General features: G+C 55.4%; 15 protein-coding genes and 1 other annotated feature. Of the genes, 8 read left to right on the plus strand and 7 right to left on the minus strand.

From position 1 onward, the window contains the following. Nucleotides 1-796 precede the first annotated feature (796 nt). From nrdA to ybaK, 7 genes are all read left to right on the plus strand, one after another. On the plus strand, nucleotides 797-3085 hold the full coding sequence (nrdA, locus tag Q7O77_RS04590; protein WP_304163820.1) for a class 1a ribonucleoside-diphosphate reductase subunit alpha: 2289 nt from the start codon (nucleotides 797-799) through the stop codon (nucleotides 3083-3085). 187 nt (nucleotides 3086-3272) lie between these two features. Continuing rightward, nucleotides 3273-4403: a class Ia ribonucleoside-diphosphate reductase subunit beta gene (nrdB, locus tag Q7O77_RS04595; RefSeq protein WP_085653511.1), complete on the plus strand. Its 1131-nt coding sequence runs from the start codon at nucleotides 3273-3275 to the stop codon at nucleotides 4401-4403. Between the two features lie 2 nt (nucleotides 4404-4405). Further along, nucleotides 4406-4669: a class I ribonucleotide reductase maintenance protein YfaE gene (yfaE, locus tag Q7O77_RS04600; RefSeq protein ID WP_304163821.1), complete on the plus strand. Its 264-nt coding sequence runs from the start codon at nucleotides 4406-4408 to the stop codon at nucleotides 4667-4669. Nucleotides 4670-5083: 414 nt separating this feature from the next. After that, nucleotides 5084-5998, plus strand: coding sequence for an SPFH domain-containing protein (locus Q7O77_RS04605; protein ID WP_304163822.1), 915 nt, complete (start codon nucleotides 5084-5086; stop codon nucleotides 5996-5998). A gap of 2 nt (nucleotides 5999-6000) precedes the next feature. After that, a complete protein-coding gene (locus Q7O77_RS04610) occupies nucleotides 6001-6453 on the plus strand; it encodes an NfeD family protein (RefSeq protein WP_304163823.1) in 453 nt (150 codons plus the stop codon). A 290-nt stretch (nucleotides 6454-6743) separates the two neighbouring features. Next, on the plus strand, nucleotides 6744-7547 hold the full coding sequence (locus tag Q7O77_RS04615) for a TraB/GumN family protein (RefSeq protein ID WP_304163824.1): 804 nt from the start codon (nucleotides 6744-6746) through the stop codon (nucleotides 7545-7547). A 21-nt stretch (nucleotides 7548-7568) separates the two neighbouring features. Beyond that, nucleotides 7569-8048 carry a Cys-tRNA(Pro)/Cys-tRNA(Cys) deacylase YbaK gene (gene ybaK, locus Q7O77_RS04620; protein ID WP_304163825.1) on the plus strand — a complete coding sequence of 160 codons (480 nt, stop codon included), beginning with the start codon at nucleotides 7569-7571 and terminating at the stop codon, nucleotides 8046-8048. A 75-nt stretch (nucleotides 8049-8123) separates the two neighbouring features. Here ybaK and ushA read toward each other — a convergent pair whose 3' ends face one another. Continuing rightward, nucleotides 8124-9776: a bifunctional UDP-sugar hydrolase/5'-nucleotidase UshA gene (gene ushA, locus Q7O77_RS04625; protein ID WP_304163826.1), complete on the minus strand. Its 1653-nt coding sequence runs from the start codon at nucleotides 9774-9776 to the stop codon at nucleotides 8124-8126. A 646-nt stretch (nucleotides 9777-10422) separates the two neighbouring features. Here ushA and ybaL point away from each other — a divergent pair. Then, nucleotides 10423-12105, plus strand: a complete 1683-nt coding sequence (ybaL, locus tag Q7O77_RS04630; protein WP_304163827.1) for a YbaL family putative K(+) efflux transporter — start codon at nucleotides 10423-10425, stop codon at nucleotides 12103-12105. Between the two features lie 113 nt (nucleotides 12106-12218). On the opposite strand, the gene hemH is transcribed toward ybaL, so the two are convergent. The 6 genes from hemH to Q7O77_RS04660 all read right to left on the minus strand — a co-directional run. Then, entirely contained in the window at nucleotides 12219-13178 is a 960-nt protein-coding gene (gene hemH / locus Q7O77_RS04635; protein WP_304163828.1) for a ferrochelatase, read from the minus strand. Nucleotides 13179-13430: 252 nt separating this feature from the next. Next, nucleotides 13431-14075 carry an adenylate kinase gene (gene adk / locus Q7O77_RS04640; RefSeq protein WP_304163829.1) on the minus strand — a complete coding sequence of 215 codons (645 nt, stop codon included), beginning with the start codon at nucleotides 14073-14075 and terminating at the stop codon, nucleotides 13431-13433. Between the two features lie 172 nt (nucleotides 14076-14247). After that, nucleotides 14248-16131, minus strand: a complete 1884-nt coding sequence (gene htpG, locus Q7O77_RS04645) for a molecular chaperone HtpG (RefSeq protein ID WP_304163832.1) — start codon at nucleotides 16129-16131, stop codon at nucleotides 14248-14250. Nucleotides 16132-16294: 163 nt separating this feature from the next. After that, on the minus strand, nucleotides 16295-16900 hold the full coding sequence (recR, locus tag Q7O77_RS04650; RefSeq protein WP_304163830.1) for a recombination mediator RecR: 606 nt from the start codon (nucleotides 16898-16900) through the stop codon (nucleotides 16295-16297). Continuing rightward, nucleotides 16900-17229 (minus strand): YbaB/EbfC family nucleoid-associated protein, encoded by a 330-nt coding sequence (locus tag Q7O77_RS04655; RefSeq protein WP_085652961.1) that lies wholly within the window; start codon nucleotides 17227-17229, stop codon nucleotides 16900-16902. Before Q7O77_RS04655 ends, recR begins: the two co-directional genes overlap by 1 nt. Before the next feature lie 37 nt (nucleotides 17230-17266). Continuing rightward, on the minus strand, nucleotides 17267-18426 hold a 1160-nt coding region (locus tag Q7O77_RS04660; RefSeq protein WP_304163831.1), incomplete at its 5' end, for a DNA polymerase III subunit gamma/tau C-terminal domain-containing protein. After that, nucleotides 17876-17940 (minus strand) — a sequence feature (DnaX frameshifting element). Its footprint overlaps the gene before it by 65 nt.

Genomic DNA, 18426 nt, shown 5'->3' on the forward strand with positions numbered 1-18426 from the left:
TGTGTATAAGAGACAGGCATTATCACTTAGTGTGTTTTTATGATCAATAAAAATACAAAAACAAATAAATCACGTCCTTTATTTAAGTATATTTAAAAAACCGAGAAAATAACATTAAACATTGAGTACCTTTTTCGTCCATTCGGAAATAAATAAACATTTCTAATACATTTCATTAATAAAAACGCGGCATACCCAATGCTATACCCAGGTATTGATCCGCCAACCAACGTCGCCGTGCGTGACTTAGTTTCTCTGTGACGACAGTTTTAGCCCGGATACAGACGTCTACAGCTCTCCACGCCTTGCCGTCTGCGACTCGACATAGATCTACCGTTTAGGCAAAAACCATGAACGCTGAGCAATAGGCTCGCCTTAAAGCCCAAAAGGTTGGACCACTTGACGGGAATCTGAAGAAAAAAGCGCTTTTTAGGTAACCGCCCCTTCCGGTGGCCGAACAACCAAATACATGACCAGATCAAGAAGTCGTTTTTTATGTTCGGATTAAGAATCCAGCGGTCGATCAATATTTTTATTTTTTAACGCAAAAGGTTGACATAAAACAAAGCCGCATCACGTCTGGGATAGGCTGGTTCCACTCCATTTCATATCAATGTTCGGGTGAAAAACCGAGCAATTCGTTCACTTGCATTAACACCTATTTCTCACTATCTTGTTATCAAAACCAACCCACCCCCCTATATATAGTGTTTATCTTATGTATCAAACACTATTTTTCGCATGCAAAAATGCAGGCGTACGGGGGTGCCTAGAACTCAAACAGGTATTCCTCCACATGAACCAGAGTCTGCTCGTTACCAAACGCGATGGCAGTAAAGAACGTATCAATCTGGATAAAATTCACCGGGTTATCACATGGGCTGCCGAAGGGTTGCACAACGTCTCGGTTTCACAGGTTGAGCTGCGCTCCCATATCCAGTTTTATGACGGCATCAAAACCGCCGACATTCATGAGACCATCATCAAGGCCGCAGCAGACCTGATTTCCAAAGAAAGCCCGGATTACCAATATCTGGCCGCCCGTCTGGCTATCTTCCATCTGCGTAAAAAAGCGTATGGCCAGTTCGAGCCGCCCAAGCTGTACGATCACGTGGTCAAAATGGTCGACATGGGTAAATACGATCGCCACCTGCTGGAAGACTACACGCCGGAAGAGTTCGCCCAGATGAACGACTTCATCGATCACTGGCGCGATATGAACTTCTCTTATGCCGCCGTGAAACAGCTGGAAGGCAAATATCTGGTCCAGAACCGCGTGACCGGCGAGATCTACGAAAGCGCCCAGTTCCTGTACATGCTGGTCGCGGCGTGCCTGTTCTCCGGTTACCCACGCGAAACGCGACTGGATTACGTCAAACGCTTCTATGACGCCGTGTCATCTTTCAAGATTTCTCTGCCGACCCCGATCATGTCCGGCGTTCGTACCCCGACCCGCCAATTCAGCTCTTGCGTCCTGATCGAGTGCGGCGACAGCCTGGACTCTATCAATGCGACCTCCAGCGCTATCGTGAAATACGTGTCTCAGCGTGCAGGCATCGGCATCAACGCCGGGCGTATCCGAGCGCTGGGCAGCCCGATCCGCGGCGGCGAAGCCTTCCATACCGGCTGCGTGCCGTTCTACAAACACTTCCAGACGGCAGTGAAGTCCTGCTCTCAGGGCGGCGTCCGCGGCGGCGCAGCAACGCTGTTCTACCCTTTGTGGCATTTGGAAGTCGAAAGCCTGCTGGTGCTCAAAAACAACCGCGGCGTTGAAGGCAACCGCGTTCGTCATCTCGACTACGGCGTACAGCTCAACAAGCTGATGTACCAGCGTCTGCTCAAGGGCGAAGATATCACCCTGTTCAGCCCGTCCGACGTTCCCGGTCTGTACGACGCCTTCTTCGTCAACCAGGAAGAGTTCGAACGCCTGTACGTTAAATACGAGCAGGACGACAGCATTCGCAAGCAGCGCATCAAAGCAGTCGAACTGTTCTCACTGATGATGCAAGAGCGCGCATCGACCGGCCGTATCTATATTCAGAACGTCGATCACTGCAACACCCACAGCCCGTTCGACCCGCAGATCGCGCCAGTACGTCAGTCCAACCTGTGTCTGGAAATCGCGCTGCCGACCAAACCGCTGAACGACGTGAATGACGAAAACGGCGAAATTGCGCTGTGTACGCTGTCCGCCTTTAACCTCGGCGCTATCGATAGCCTCGACGATCTGGAAGAGCTGGCGACGCTGGCCGTGCGCGCGCTGGACGCGCTGCTGGACTATCAGGACTACCCCATCCCCGCCGCCGAACGTGGCGCGATGGGCCGACGTACGCTGGGTATCGGCGTGATCAACTTCGCCTACTATCTGGCGAAAAACGGCGTCCGTTACTCCGACGGCAGCGCCAACAACCTGACGCACCGCACCTTTGAAGCCATTCAGTACTACCTGCTGAAAGCCTCCAACGTGCTGGCGCGCGAGCAAGGCGCCTGCCCGTGGTTCAACGAAACCACCTACTCGCAGGGCGTACTGCCAATCGACACCTACAAGCGCGATCTGGACAACATCAGTAACGAGCCGCTGCACTTCGACTGGGAAACGCTGCGTCAGGACATCAAGACCCACGGCCTGCGTAACTCCACGCTGTCCGCGCTGATGCCGTCCGAAACGTCGTCGCAGATTTCCAACGCGACCAACGGCATCGAGCCGCCGCGCGGCCACATCAGCGTGAAAGCGTCGAAAGATGGGATTCTCCGTCAGGTCGTGCCGGAATATGAGCGCCTGAAAGGTCAGTACGAACTGCTGTGGGAAATGCCGAACAACGACGGTTATCTGCAACTGGTGGGGCTGATGCAGAAATTCGTCGACCAGGCGATTTCCTCCAATACCAACTACGATCCGTCGCGCTTCGCATCCGGCAAGGTGCCGATGAAACAGTTGCTGAAGGATCTGCTGACGGCCTACAAACTCGGCGTCAAAACGCTCTATTATCAAAATACGCGTGACGGCGCTGAGGATTCACAGGACGACCTGTTAGACGTTGCCGCACAGGATGATGGCTGCGAAGGCGGCGCCTGCAAAATCTAACGCCGTGCGCGAAACGATTTTCATACGTGTCGAAGATCGTTTCGTCATCGCCGGGTTATCAGTAAACTCAATAGAAACTGCCGTCTTCCGGACGGCAGTTTTCTGATTTTCTATGACGGACACGCTGTCCGTCCGAGGTCGCCGCAAACGGCGTTGAAAAATGCTCCGGCCTTTTTTTGGAGATACCATGGCCTATACCACTTTTTCACAGAACAAAAATAATCAGCTACTGGAGCCGATGTTCTTCGGCCAGTCGGTTAACGTGGCGCGTTACGACCAGCAGAAATACGAGATTTTCGAAAAACTGATCGAAAAGCAGCTCTCTTTCTTCTGGCGACCGGAAGAAGTCGACGTCTCCCGCGACCGCATCGATTATCAGGCGCTGCCGGATCATGAAAAGCATATCTTCATCAGCAACCTGAAGTATCAGACGCTGCTGGACTCCATTCAGGGTCGAAGCCCGAACGTGGCACTGCTGCCGCTCATCTCAATTCCTGAGCTGGAGACCTGGGTGGAAACCTGGGCGTTCTCCGAAACCATCCACTCCCGCTCTTACACGCATATCATTCGAAACATCGTCAACGATCCGTCTCTGGTATTTGACGACATCGTCGCCAACGAAGAGATCCTCAAGCGCGCCAAAGACATCTCCGGCTACTACGACGATCTGATCGAGATGACTAATTACTACCATCTGCTGGGTGAAGGGACTCATCAGGTGAACGGTAAAACCATCGAAATCAACCTGTACCAGTTGAAGAAACAGCTGTACCTGTGCCTGATGAGCGTCAACGCGCTGGAAGCGATCCGCTTTTACGTCAGCTTCGCCTGCTCTTTCGCCTTCGCGGAACGCGAACTGATGGAGGGCAACGCCAAAATCATCAAACTGATCGCTCGCGATGAAGCGCTGCACCTGACCGGAACACAGCATATGCTGAATTTGTTGCGTTCGGGCCATGATGATCCGGAAATGGCGAAGGTGGCGGAAGAGTGCCAGCAGCAGAGCTACGATCTGTTCGTGCTGGCTGCACAACAGGAAAAAGAGTGGGCGGAATACCTGTTCCGCGACGGCTCCATGATCGGCCTCAACAAAGATATTCTGTGCCAGTACATTGAGTACATCACCAATATCCGCATGCAGGCCGTCGGACTGCCGCTGCCGTTTGAAACCCGCACCAACCCGATTCCGTGGATTAATGCCTGGCTGGTGTCGGACAACGTGCAGGTCGCCCCGCAGGAAGTCGAAGTCAGCTCCTATCTGGTCGGACAAATCGACTCGGAAATTAATGCCGACGACCTGAGCGACTTCCAGCTGTAATCATGAGTACGCCAACCATCACCCTGCGCACGTCCGGTGCGCAGTTTGAGTACAGCGAAGAGGAAAACGCCACCTTACTGGAGGCGTTAGAAACGCAGCGGGTCAACGTAGAGTACCACTGCCGTTCTGGTTACTGCGGCGCCTGCCGCATGCGCCTTCTCAAAGGCGAAGTCACCTATGCGCAGACGCCGTTGGCGTTCTTTTTGCCGGGCGAAATTCTCCCCTGCTGCTGTAAACCACTTAACGACGTCGAGTTGGATATCTAGCCAGCCGGTTCACGCCGCTGGCATTTTCCAACCCTGTCCTTCTCTGTCAAGCCCTAGTGCTCGTCCTCGGTATGCTTCCTGATAACATTAGACCGGCAAACGTCGGGCTGACGCACGACGCCGCTCCCACATCGATTAGCCGTATCCCCTACTCGCCACTTTCCCGTGGGCGCGACGACCTAAAATCAGAAAACAACGTTAGCGCAGCAATGACGTCACCCGCATACAACGCGAAACACACAAAGTCCCCCTATAACATCGTCTTATCTCACCTCTCACACCGCCGGTTATCAACCTGGTCAGCCACGACGCCATTGGTCGGAGATAAAGCCATGAAAATCCCGCCTCATCGCCCATTTCGCCGCACAAGTTGAGTTACACTAATCGGATAAAACACCAGGGAGAGTGAAGTAAATGCTAACTTTTATTGTTGTCGTTATTATCGTTGCGCTGATCATCGTCTGGTCAGGCATTAAAATCGTGCCTCAGGGCTACCAGTGGACGGTAGAACGCTTTGGCCGTTACACCCGCACGCTCATGCCCGGCCTCAATCTGATAGTGCCTTTCATGGACCGCGTGGGTCGCAAAATCAACATGATGGAACAGGTGCTGGAAATCCCGTCTCAGGAAATCATCTCCAAAGACAACGCCAACGTCACCATCGATGCCGTGTGCTTTATTCAGGTGATCGACGCCGCGCAGGCCGCCTATGAAGTCAGCAATCTGGAACTGGCCATCATCAACCTGACCATGACCAATATCCGTACCGTATTGGGGTCGATGGAGCTGGACGAAATGTTGTCTCAGCGCGACAGCATCAATACCCGTCTGCTGCACATCGTGGATGAAGCCACTAACCCTTGGGGAATTAAAGTCACCCGCATCGAGATCCGCGATGTCCGTCCGCCAGCAGAGCTGATCGAAGCCATGAACGCCCAGATGAAAGCCGAACGAAATAAACGCGCCGACATTCTGGAAGCCGAAGGTGTACGTCAGGCCGCTATTCTGAAAGCGGAAGGGGAAAAGCAGTCGCAGATCCTGAAATCCGAAGGGCAGCGTCAGTCCGCGTTCCTGGAAGCCGAAGCCCGCGAACGTTCCGCCGAGGCCGAAGCCCGTGCGACCCAGATGGTGTCTGAAGCCATTGCCGCCGGGAACATTCAGGCGATCAACTACTTCGTCGCGCAAAAGTATACCGACGCATTGCAGAACATCGGTTCAGCTAACAACAGTAAAGTCATCATGATGCCGCTGGATGCCAGCAACCTGATGGGCGCTATTGGCGGGATTAGCGAGCTGATTAAAGAAAGCCAGTCCGGCCGGAAAGCCTAACGATGACTGATTTGTTGATGACCTATGCACGCTGGTTCTGGCTGACGCTCGGCGGCCTGCTGCTCGCTGCGGAAATGCTGGGCGCGGGCGGGTATCTGCTTTGGAGCGGCGTGTCCGCGCTGTGGGTCGGCATACTGGTTTGGCTGCTACCGCTGGGGTTACCGGCGCAAGGTATCGCGTTTGCCCTGCTCACCGTGCTGACGGCGTGCTTGTGGTGGTATTGGCTGCGCCAGCGTACGCTGCGCAGCCCGGCTTCGACGCTCAACCAGCGCGGACTGCAGTTGGTGGGACGCAAAGCGAATCTGAGCGAGCCCGTCGTCAACGGTCTGGGGCGTATCACCCTTGGCGACAGCAGTTGGCGCGTCACGGCTGACAGCGACCTGCCCGCGGGAACCCCGATCGAAATCGTTGCGGTGGAAGGGATTACGCTTCGCGTTCGTCCGCAGAATCATTAACATTGCGTCCCTCTTATCGTGCGGGCTAGCCGCGCGATAGGAGGACGTCCGACGGTCTTGAAAACCTCCTTCCTCGGCTACAGTGATTCCCCCCTTCTCCAGCGCAGCCTCTGTATGTCCCCGCGATGTCTTCAACGTCCCGCACGCTATGAGATCTCTTTCAGATCGGTTCAGACTCTTACTACGTCCACTGTCGACTTCGCACCGCATGCCGCCGCTCGTCGCAATTACCGATACAACTTTGCCCGCGAAGCGTTTAGCATAACGTATTGATCTCCGGAGATGACGCTATGAAGCCCTTATTACGCCGCATCGCTACGTTCCTCGGCTTGATCTCTCCGCGCAGCTACGGCTATCCCGCGGTCGATATCGAACTCGTCGGTCATCGCTATCATCTGGTCGGCAGTATTCATATGGGGACGGCGGATATGTCGCCGTTGCCGGACGCGCTGCTCAGGCAACTGGACACGGCGACAGCGCTGGTCGTCGAGGCGGATATCTCAGACAGCAGCTCGCCCTTCTCCTCGGCTGATCAAGCGCCGCCGCTGTCTGAGCGACTGGACGCCGAGGCGCTCGATCAGCTGCAACAATATTGCCACTCGCTGGCGCTCAGCTATGACAGCCTTGATCGTCTACCGGCCTGGCAGGTCGCGTTGATGTTGCAGGCCAGACAGGCAACCTCTCTGGGCCTGCGCCCTCAGTACGGTATTGATTATCAGCTGATTAACATCGCCCGGGAGCGGGGCTTGCCCATCATCGAACTTGAAGGCCAACAGGCGCAGGTCGAACTGCTGGAGCGGCTGCCTCGCGGCGGACTACCGCTGCTGGAAGATACCCTGACCCACTGGCATAGCAACGCCCGTCTGCTGCAAACCATGATCAACGGATGGCTGGATTATAAAACCCTGCGCATCGACAATTTGCCCGACAGCTTCGGCAACGCCATGTCGGAAATATTAATGCAGCAGCGCAATCGACGCTGGCAGCAACAGCTGACGGCATTACCAGAGGGACACTATGTGATCTCGGTAGGCGCGCTGCACCTGTTTGGCGATGATAATTTGCCCGCCCTATTGCGAGCGCACTCATTTTGACAGTACGTAAGGACAGACATCATGACACCCGCAGTTAAGCTGCTTGAAAAGCACAAGATCAACTTTACCCTGCACAGCTATCATCACGACGCCGATGAAACCAATTTTGGCGAGGAAGCGGCACGTAAACTTGGGGTCGATAAGCAGCAGATATACAAAACGCTATTGGTCGCGCTGAACGGCGACGCTAAGAATTTGGCCGTTGCGGTAACGCCGGTGGCAGGCCAGCTGGATCTGAAAAAAGTCGCTAAAGCGTTCGGCGCCAAAAAAGCGGACATGGCCGATCCGCAGCTGGCCCAACGCGTGACCGGCTATCTGGTTGGCGGCATCAGCCCGCTCGGGCAGAAAAAGCGCCTGCCGACGGCCATCGACATCGCCGCAGAACCGTTCGACACCATCTTTATCTCCGGCGGCAAGCGCGGACTGGATATTGAACTAGCGGCCTCCGATTTAGCTTCTCTGCTCAGCGCAGGCTTTGCGGATATCGCCAAGCGCGACTGACGCGCACAAAGCGCATAACAAAACGGGCGACGCCGGTTTTCACCCACGTCGCCCGTCGTTCATCGCATCACGAACTTAGTGATAAACGATCTCGCCTTTCGGCGCATAGTCTGCCGGATTCAACGGTGAATGCTGAGAGATATACTCTTTGAGCACTTCAGCATCGACAAAGCCGGTGTTAACGAAATCTGAGCGTTTGCTGATGACCGGATAGCCATCCCCGCCGTCTGCATTGAAGCTCAGCGTCGCCATACGATAGACCTTGTCCGCTTGCAGCGGCTCGCCTTTGATCTTGACGTTTTTCACGCCGGTGCCATCGGCTTCCAGGCTCACGTTAAGGAACTGGGCGTAGGCGCCAGCATCGACCTTGAAGTTCGCCACCGTCGCCAGATACTGCTCAACGTCGCTGCCTTTCATGTCGACATACACCACGGTGTTGCCGAATGGCTGCACCTGCAGAATGGATTTATAGGTGATATCGCCCGCCTCGATGGAGTCACGTACGCCGCCGCCGCTCATCACCGCGAAATCCGCGCTGGTGCGATCCACCAGGCCGGACAGCACGACGTGAGCCAGATCGGTCTGTTCGAAGCGCACTTTACTGCGATCCCCTTCCAGACGTCCCAGCGTACTGCCGACTTTCACGCCCAGCTGGGCATGACCTTTTTCCTGAAACGGCGTCAACAGCTGCAGCATTTCAGGGCTTTGCTTGATTTCCTGCGTGTAGTACTCGCTTTTGGCCGTACCGTCTTCTTGCGTCACGCTCTTTTTCAGGTTGATCGGGATCAGGTGATAATGTTTCAGCGTCAGTTTACCGTTGCGGAACGTGAAATCTGCGCGACCCACGTATTTCCCCCACTCATGCGCCTGCACGATCCATACGCCATTCTGACGATCCGGCGTGCAAGAAGTGCCCGGCACATAATCCCAGTTCTTCTTGTTTCTGCTCGCCATACAGACAGGATTCTGTGAGTGTCCGCCGACAATCATATCCAGATAACCGGCCGGCAGGCTGCGCGCCATTTCCACGTCGCCCGGCGCGTTGTTGCCGTGATCGCCGTTGTCGTAGTGGCCCATATGCGTGGCGGCGATGATGACGTCGGGTTTCTCACGGCTGCGCAGTTCTTCCACCAGCTGCTTGGCTTCCTGAGCCGGTTTGTGGAATTCCATGTCCGTAAAGAACGCCGGGTTGCCGATTTTAGCGGTATCGTCAGTCGTCAGGCCGATAACCGCGATTTTCACACCTTGTTTGTCGAACAGACGATAAGGCGTAAACAGACGCTGCTGGGTGCTTTTCTGATAAATATTGGCGGAAAGCAGCGGGAAGTTCGCCCATTTTTCCTGCTGGCGCAGGACGGAAAGCGGATTGTCAAACTCATGGTTACCGATAGCCATCGCGTCGTAACCCACCATATTCATACCGCGAAAATCCGGCTCGGCGTCTTGCAGGTCGGATTCTGGCACGCCGGTGTTGATATCGCCGCCAGACAATAACAGCAGGCTACCGCCTTTCCGCTGCACTTCACGGCGGATAGTGTCTACGGCCGTTTTTTGCGCGGCTAAGCCATATTCCCCGGCATCGTTTTGCCAGAAGCGGCCATGATGATCGTTGGTATGCAGGATAGTGATGTTATAGGTTTTATCTTTTTCCCATGCCTGCGCAAAAGACGATGTCAGCGCTAACGTTAGAGCGATCGCACAGCCCAGTGCCTTCTTAGAAAAATCCATGGCAAATCTCCACAATTTAAATATTAAAAATACTTATAACAAAAGTGTATTTATCGCCTTTAAGGCGTTATTTACTGCCAAAAAAGCGGGCGTTACATTAACATGATTTAACCTTTGGCTTTTGACCTTCGTCATTGGCCAAGAAAAAACCGTTATAGCATCGATTGATGTCAGTGGTGAGACGGGGCGGAAATGACACCTGTCGAATGTGTATTTTGCAAAAAAGACGTTTTAGATGAAATTTTCTTCGTCTCCCCCCATAAGTGACTATTTTGTGGCATAGTAGATACATCAGGCAAATGTAAACAGGCTGATAACTGCACCGCTCAGCCTTAAAGCCGACATTTATGCTTTTTATCGTGATTTTTATTCTTTTATATCAACCATAAAATCTAATTATCATAAAAAAAAGCACATCCCACACCATAAGCTGTCGGGGCCCAGCATTTCTACAAAAATTCCGTTGCCCCATTCTGGCTTTATTTATATAAATTGATTTATCTGTTTGTCATACAAGCGCATAAGTATAGAGGCAGAGCCCGCGAGAATCAGGGCCGCCAGGGTTCAAGAGTCGCAGGCTCCAGCCCGGACAATGCAAGGCTCAGGAACATCCGCTCACTCACTTTACCCTCACAAAGGAGTCGGAATGCATGATACCACCCCGTTAATCTCCACAATGGCCGCAGGACTGGTCCTTGCCTTTCTTTTGGGTATTTTGGCGCATCGCCTGCGAATTTCACCTTTGGTCGGCTACCTGCTGGCGGGCGTTCTGCTCGGTCCATTCACACCCGGGTTCGTCGCGGACACCAAGCTGGCGCCGGAAATCGCCGAGCTGGGCGTGATTCTTTTGATGTTCGGCGTCGGCCTGCACTTCTCTTTACGCGATCTAATGGCCGTCAAATCGATCGCCATCCCCGGCGCTATCGTCCAGATTGTCGTCGCGACGCTACTCGGACTGGGACTCTCCTCGCTGCTAGGCTGGAGTCTGCAAAGCGGACTCGTGTTCGGGCTGTGTCTGTCCACCGCCAGCACCGTCGTGCTGCTGAGGGCGTTGGAAGAGCGCCAGCTTATCGACAGTCAGCGAGGCCAGATTGCCATCGGTTGGCTGATAGTGGAAGACCTGGCGATGGTATTGACGCTGGTACTGCTGCCCGCCTTCAGCGATATGCTGGGTTCGGAAACGGCCAATACCAGCAAGCTGCTCAAGGATCTGGCTTTCACGCTGGGTAAAGTCGTCGCTTTCATTACCCTGATGGTGGTGGTGGGCCGTCGTCTGGTGCCCTGGGTGCTGGCCAAAAGCGCCAGTACCGGCTCGCGCGAGCTGTTCACGCTGGCCGTACTCGCCATGGCGCTGGGTATCGCCTTCGGCGCGGTCAAACTGTTCGATGTCTCGTTTGCGCTGGGCGCATTCTTTGCGGGCGTCGTACTGAACGAATCCGAGCTGAGTCAGCGCGCCGCCCACGATACCCTTCCCCTGCGGGATGCGTTCGCCGTGCTGTTCTTCGTCTCGGTGGGAATGCTGTTCGACCCGATGATTCTGATTAACGAGCCGCTGGCCGTTTTGTGTACGCTGCTCATCATCGTTTTCGGCAAATCGCTGGCGGCCTTCGCCATCGTCAGACTGTTCGGTCACTCGAAACGCACCGCGCTGACCATTTCCGTCAGCCTGGCCCAGATCGGCGAATTCGCCTTTATTCTGGCCGGTCTGGGGATCTACCTCGGTCTTCTGACCGAAGACGGCCGCCATCTGGTGCTGGCCGGGTCGATTCTGTCGATTATGCTCAACCCGCTGTTGTTCTCGCTGCTGGAGCGTTATCTGGCGAAGAACGAAACCATTGAAGAACAGATTGTGGAAGAGGCCATCGAGGAAGAAAAACAGATCCCGGTGGACCTGTGCGACCACGCCTGCCTGGTGGGCTACGGCCGCGTCGGCAGCCTGATTGGCGCTCAGCTGCATGAGTCCGGCATACCAATGGTGGTGATTGAAACCTCACGCGCGCGCGTCGATGCGCTGCGTGAACAGGGCATCAAAGCGGTATTGGGCAATGCGACCAAGCCGGAAATTATGGATATCGCCCGCCTCGATTGCGCCCGCTGGCTGCTGCTCACCATCCCCAACGGCTACGAGGCTGGTGAAATCGTTGCCACCGCCCGTGCCCGGCGTCCGGATCTCGAAATCATCGCGCGCGCGCACTACGACGATGAGGTCAGTTATATCGCCGAACACGGTGCCGATCATGTCGTGATGGGCGAAAGGGAAATCGCGGATACCATGATTACCATGCTGAACATCACCCCCGATATGCCGACGAGGGAGTGTCCGATTTAACGGACCGGATTCCGGCGCGGTTCCCGCGCTGACGCAGATCAAAAAATGCCAGACTCAGTCTGGCATTTTTTTCGTCTGTCTCAGGGAGGCATCTCTCACGCCCCACGAGTGACTCAGGGTGCGGTCACCAGCTGTTCAAACAGATCAATATGCAACGGATCGTCGTTCAGGGCAGGAATATAGTTAAACCGCTCGCCCCCCGCATGCAGGAAGATCTCCCGGTTTTCTTCCTGAATTTCCTCCAGCGTCTCCAGACAGTCGGAGGCGAATCCGGGGCAGATGATGTGAATATCCTTCACGCCCTGAGCGCCTAACGCCTGCATGGTTTCATCCGTATACGGCGTCAGCCAAGGCTCACGTCCGAAACGGGACTGGAAGGTCATCATCACCTGGTCCTGAGGCAACCCCAACGCCGCCGTCAGCGCCGCCGTCGTAGCGGCACAGCGTAGCGGATAGTCATCGCCCTCATTGGCATAACGCTGAGGAATACCGTGGAATGACATCACCAGCCGTTCAGGCACGCCATGCTTGGCAAATGAGGTTTCTACGCTATGTTTCAGCGCCGCGATATAAGCGGGATGTTCGGCGTAATCACGGATAAAGCGGATGCCCGGCATCCGCCGCGTCGACTTCATGAGGCCAGCGAGACCATCCCACACCGCAGCCGTCGTGGAGCAGGAGTATTGCGGATACAGCGGCAGGACGGTCAGAGACGTCACGCCTTGTGCCATCAGGCTTTCCAATGCGGAACGCAGGCTGGGTGAGCCATAACTCATTCCCAGCGCCACCGGCGTACCAGACAGACGTTCAGCCAACGCTTTTTCCTGACGGCGGCTGAAGACCAATAGCGGGGAGCCCCCTTCCATCCACACGGACTGATACAGTTTGGCGACACGTGGTGAACGGAACGGCAGGATGGCGCCGCGCAGGATTAACGCCCACAGCAACGGGTTTACATCCACAACACGCCTGTCGCTAAGGAACTCGGCCAGGTAGCGCTTCACCGCCTGGGGGGTGGGCGCATCAGGCGTGCCCAGATTGACCAACAGCACACCGTGTTTGTCTTCTTTCATTGATGCATTCCTCATTCCGACGGCGGGCTACACTGCCGCCATTCATTCTGGATCAGGCGCTTATTGTAGCTAAAAACCGGCCCGAGTCGGGACCGATAGCGAGGTTAGTGCCGATATCAGCAATTGCCGGAAGCAATGCCGACGCAATAGCCGCCGCTGCGGGCGAGATCGCGCCGGACGTCAGGCATAAAAAATGCCAGACACAGTCTGGCATGGTGTTTTTTGCGCGCTCGCCTTCGCAGGCGATGTCACTTAACCCAGAATGCGAGCCAGCTCTTCGCTGATTTCGCTCACGCTGCGGGTACCATTCAGTTTGTGGTACTGAGTGTGACCGGCATCGGCTTCTTTCTGGTAATAGCTGACCAGCGGAGCCGTCTGCTGATGGTACTCGACCAGACGTTTACGTACCGTATCTTCCTGATCATCTTTACGGATAGTCAGATCTTCACCGGTGACGTCGTCTTTGCCTTCCACCTGCGGCGGATTGAATTTGACGTGGTAAACACGGCCTGACGCCGCGTGCACGCGACGGCCGACGATACGTTCGACGATCAGCTCGTCCGGTACGGCGAATTCCAGCACGTAGTCAACGTTGATGCCGGCGTCTTTCATGGCATCGGCCTGAGGGATGGTGCGCGGGAATCCGTCCAGCAGGAAACCGTTGCGGCAATCGTCCTGAGCGATGCGTTCTTTGACCAGGGCAATGACCAGCTCGTCAGTCACCAATTTGCCCGCATCCATGATCTCTTTTGCCTGTTTACCCAGTTCGCTGCCGGCTTTCACCGCAGCGCGCAGCATGTCACCCGTGGAAATCTGCGGAATGCCATACTTTTCCATGATGAACTGAGCCTGAGTGCCTTTGCCTGCGCCCGGAGCGCCCAGCAGAATAATACGCATCGCGTAGATCCCCTCGAAAATTTAAACAAAATTGAAAAAACGCTAAACCATACCATTCCGTACCGCCATCCTCAAGGAACGGGCTCGGTTCAGCCGACATCCGATCGGAAATAAATGGAGGTTGCGCCTGCAAAAAAAAGCCCCGGAGAACCGGGGCAGGAAAGAAGTGAGATTATGCCGTCAGCAGTTGGTTCATACGACGGATAAACTGGTTAGGATCTTCCAGCGTACCGCGTTCGGCGAACAGCGCCTGATCCAGCAGCAGCTCGACCCACTCGCCGAACTGAGCGTCGTCGGTGGTGTCAGAGGCGCGTTTGACCAGCACATGGTCCGGGTTCAGTTCGAAGATGTATTTCACTTCCGGCGCCTGCTGGCCCGCGGCGGCAAACAGCTTCGCCATCTGCGTTCCCATTTCGTCAGCACCGGTGGTGACGATAGCCGGGGTATCGGTCAGACGATGCGTCAGACGCACCTCTTTCACGCGATCGCCCAGCAGCGTTTTCACGCGGTCGACAAACGGTTCCAGCGCTTTTTCTGCTTCTTTCTGGCTTTCGTCAGCTTCATCCGCCAGCTTATCCAGCGCTTCGTCAGCCTTGCTGACGGACTGGAAGGACTTACCGTCGAACTCGGTCAGGTAGCTCATCATCCACTCGTCGATACGATCGGACAGCAGCAGCACCTCGATGCCTTTTTTACGGAACAGCTCCAGATGCGGGCTGCTCTTCGCAGCGGCATAGCTGTCGGCGGTGATGTAATAGATCTTGTCCTGACCTTCCACCATACGGCTGACATAGTCTTCCAGCGAGACAGTCTGCGCCGCGCTGTCGGTATGGGTAGAAGCAAAGCGCAGCAGTTTAGCGATCGTTTCGCGGTTGCCGCCGTCTTCCGCCGGACCTTCTTTCAGGACCTGACCGAACTGCTGCCACACCGTCTGATATTTTTCACTGTCGCTTTTCGCCAGGTGTTCCAGCATTTGCAGTACGCGTTTGGTCAGCGCAGTACGCAGGCTTTGAGTGACGCGATTGTCCTGCAGGATTTCACGCGATACGTTCAGCGGCAGATCGTTGGAGTCGATGAGACCGCGCACGAAACGCAGGTAGTTCGGCATAAACTGTTCTGCGTCATCCATGATGAAAACACGCTGAACATAGAGTTTCAGGCCATGTTTATGATCGCGGTTCCACATGTCCCACGGTGCCTGAGAAGGGATATACAGCAGGCTGGTATACTCCTGCTTTCCTTCCACACGGTTGTGGCTCCAGGTCAGCGGATCGGCGAAGTCGTGAGAAATGTGTTTGTAGAACTCCACATACTCTTCGTCGCTGATATCGGATTTATTACGCGTCCACAGCGCCTGAGCCTTGTTGATTTTTTCCCAGGTGACGGTTTTTTCCCCGCCCTCTTCTTCGCTTTCAGTTTCGGTTTGAATTTCTACCGGCAGAGCGATGTGGTCGGAATATTTGCTGATGGTGGAGCGTACGCGCCAGGTATCGAGGAACTCGTCTTCGCCTTCACGCAGGTGCAACGTAATTTCAGTGCCACGTTCCGGCTTGTCGATATCGGCGATGGTGTAGTCGCCTTCACCCACAGATTCCCAGAAAACGCCCTGATCGGCGCTGGCGCCCGCGGCACGAGTACGAACGGTGACTTTGTCAGCGACGATGAACGCGGAGTAAAAGCCCACGCCAAACTGGCCGATCAGCTGGCTGTCTTTCGCCTGATCGGAGCCCAGCGATTCCAGAAACGCTTTGGTGCCGGATTTGGCGATAGTACCCAGATTCTCGATAACGTCTTCACGCGACATCCCGATACCGTTATCGGAGATGGTCAGCGTGCGCTTTTCTTTGTCAGTGGACACGCGTACGCGCAGGTCGCCGTCACCTTCATACAGGTCGGGCGTGGACAATGCGCGGAAACGCAGTTTATCCGCCGCATCTGACGCATTGGAGATCAATTCACGCAGGAACACTTCCTTGTTGGAATACAGGGAATGGATCATCAGGTGCAGTAATTGCTTCACTTCAGACTGGAAGCCGCGGGTCTCTTGGCCTTTCATACTCATTATGACTCACCTCAAAACGTGTTTTATTCAGGCTGATTTATTCTCAGATAAGCAACAGGTGGGGTCAGACGGAGGGATTTCAAGGGGGAATGATGGCGCTCAGGAGCGAAAAACGCGGAATGACGTGCGACTGCCGATATTTTCGGCAGTCAGACAGTCAGAACTTGAAGGGATGGCGTCCCGCCAGCGAATGCGACAGCGTCGTGCCGTCCACCATTTCCAACTCGCCGCCTACCGGCACACCGTGGGCGATACGGCTTGCCATCACGCCATGCTCGGCGCACAGCTCGGCGATGTAGTTCGCCGTGGCGTCGCCTTCTACCGTCGGATTGGTCGCCAGAATCACCTCACGGATACTCTCCGTTTCCAGGCGCTCTTCCAGTCGACCCAGACCGATATCATCCGGACCAATGCCGTCCAGCGGCGAAAGGTGTCCCATCAAGACAAAGTAGCGGCCGGCGAACTGGCCGGTTTGCTCGATGGCATGAATATCAGCCGGACTTTCCACCACGCAGATCAAACCGTTTTCACGACGACGAACGTTTGCACAGATATTGCAGACGTCCTGTTCGGTAAAGGTACGGCAGTCTTCGCAGTGGCCGATTTCCGACATGGCGCGTGTCAGCGCCTGCGCCAGTTTCATCCCGCCGCTACGATCGCGCTGCAGCAGGTGAAAAGCCATACGCTGGGCTGATTTAGGCCCTACGCCAGGTAAACAGCGCAGGGATTCCATCAGCGATTCAAGAAGCGGACTGGTTTGCATCAGAACGGCATCTTGAAGCCCGGCGGCAGTTGCATCCCGCCAGAAACTGCGGCCATTTTCTCTTTCTGCGTTTCCGCAATGCGACGTGCCGCATCGTTGAACGCAGCCGCGATCAGATCTTCCAGCATGTCTTTGTCATCTTCGAGCAGGCTAGGATCCAGCTCGACGCGACGGCAGTTGTGCGCGCCGTTGATGGTGACTTTAACCAGACCGGCACCGGATTCCCCAGTGACTTCCAGATTGGCAATTTCTTCCTGAGCCTGCTGCATTTTTTCCTGCATCTGCTGAGCCTGCTTCATCAGATTGCCTATTCCGCCTTTACCAAACATATCGTTCTCTCTATCACTCGGGCTGCTACAGCAGCAGTTAAACGGGTCGGATACTGTCTTCATCCAGCTCCGCGTCGAAGAATCGGCGCAGCGTCTGAATGTTATTATCCGTCATGATCGACTGACGCGCCTGCGCCAGTTTTTCTTCATAAATGGCCTGTCGCCACTCCAGCGGCGTCCGAACCGCCGGATTATCATCTTCAGCGACCGTCAGCGCGATATCGCGCCCATGGTACGCTGATAGCGCCGATGCCAGCGCCTGCTGCGCCGCGCTGGTGTTCAGATGGCGTTGAGAAGAGCGCAGATGCAGATGAATCTCGCTCTCCGTCGGTTTCTCTCTGAACGCATTGAGCGCCAACTGCTGCACTAATTTCGGCAGCGGCAGATGGTCTATTTCAGCCGCCCACTCATCGCGCGTTTTGGCTTCTTCCGCCAACCGGGCGACGAGCTCCGGCGTCTTCTCATGTTCTAATGCGGAACGCAGCGCCTTGGGCGTCGCGACTTCCACTTTTTGTTCCTGTGGAACCGTATTCTGCGCCTTCCAGCGATAGGCTTCCGGCTTCTTCGGTTCGCGTTTCTCTTCCGCCTTCGACGCCATCCGCTGCTGACCACGTTCGCTCACTGAAGCCAATCGTTCCAGCGCTGACGTCCCCGGCCGCGTTCTTCCTGACGCTGCCGGTTCAGACTTTTTTGGCGGAGGCGTTCCCTGTTTCTGCAACAGTTGGCTGCGCGCCTGCAACAGCTGCGCCGTCGTGTCCGGTAAATGGCTCGCCGATGGCGGAGCGGACGTCGGTGGCTGAGCGGGCTCCGCCTGCTGCATAGGCGGTGGCGACATCTCGTCAGCCGGTGCAGCCTGACGTACCGGCTGCACCGGTGTATTGGCCGTGTTCGTCGACATCTGCGGGGCGGCTATCGGCGCAGCGACGGTCACGGGGGCAGGCGCTTCGATGATCTGGCGGGGATGAAACGCCAGCGCGCGCAGTAACGTCATTTCAACGCCCATTCGCGGATCCGGCGCATAGGCCAGCTCTTTGCGGCCAATCAACAGGGTCTGGTAATACAGCTGCACTTCCGCAGGGGGGACGTCGCGAGCCAGATCCCGCAGGCGAGGCGCCACGCTGCTGTACTCGTCACCCAGCGCCGAAGGCAGCATTTGCACCATCGCGATACGATGCAGCAAGGTCAGCGTTTCCACCA

It is taken from the genome of Lonsdalea britannica, from assembly GCF_946477055.1.
GTDB lineage: Bacteria > Pseudomonadota > Gammaproteobacteria > Enterobacterales > Enterobacteriaceae > Lonsdalea > Lonsdalea britannica_A.

Excerpts from the sequence above, each read along its gene's own strand:
- nrdA (WP_304163820.1), top strand. The coding sequence starts at position 797 with ATGAACCAGAGTCTGCTCGTTACCAAACGCGATGGCAGTAAAGAACGT.
- nrdB (WP_085653511.1), top strand. The coding sequence starts at position 3,273 with ATGGCCTATACCACTTTTTCACAGAACAAAAATAATCAGCTACTGGAG.
- yfaE (WP_304163821.1), top strand. The coding sequence starts at position 4,406 with ATGAGTACGCCAACCATCACCCTGCGCACGTCCGGTGCGCAGTTTGAG.
- Q7O77_RS04605 (WP_304163822.1), top strand. The coding sequence starts at position 5,084 with ATGCTAACTTTTATTGTTGTCGTTATTATCGTTGCGCTGATCATCGTC.
- Q7O77_RS04610 (WP_304163823.1), top strand. The coding sequence starts at position 6,001 with ATGACTGATTTGTTGATGACCTATGCACGCTGGTTCTGGCTGACGCTC.
- Q7O77_RS04615 (WP_304163824.1), top strand. The coding sequence starts at position 6,744 with ATGAAGCCCTTATTACGCCGCATCGCTACGTTCCTCGGCTTGATCTCT.
- ybaK (WP_304163825.1), top strand. The coding sequence starts at position 7,569 with ATGACACCCGCAGTTAAGCTGCTTGAAAAGCACAAGATCAACTTTACC.
- ushA (WP_304163826.1), bottom strand. The coding sequence starts at position 9,776 with ATGGATTTTTCTAAGAAGGCACTGGGCTGTGCGATCGCTCTAACGTTA.
- ybaL (WP_304163827.1), top strand. The coding sequence starts at position 10,423 with ATGCATGATACCACCCCGTTAATCTCCACAATGGCCGCAGGACTGGTC.
- hemH (WP_304163828.1), bottom strand. The coding sequence starts at position 13,178 with ATGAAAGAAGACAAACACGGTGTGCTGTTGGTCAATCTGGGCACGCCT.
- adk (WP_304163829.1), bottom strand. The coding sequence starts at position 14,075 with ATGCGTATTATTCTGCTGGGCGCTCCGGGCGCAGGCAAAGGCACTCAG.
- htpG (WP_304163832.1), bottom strand. The coding sequence starts at position 16,131 with ATGAAAGGCCAAGAGACCCGCGGCTTCCAGTCTGAAGTGAAGCAATTA.
- recR (WP_304163830.1), bottom strand. The coding sequence starts at position 16,900 with ATGCAAACCAGTCCGCTTCTTGAATCGCTGATGGAATCCCTGCGCTGT.
- Q7O77_RS04655 (WP_085652961.1), bottom strand. The coding sequence starts at position 17,229 with ATGTTTGGTAAAGGCGGAATAGGCAATCTGATGAAGCAGGCTCAGCAG.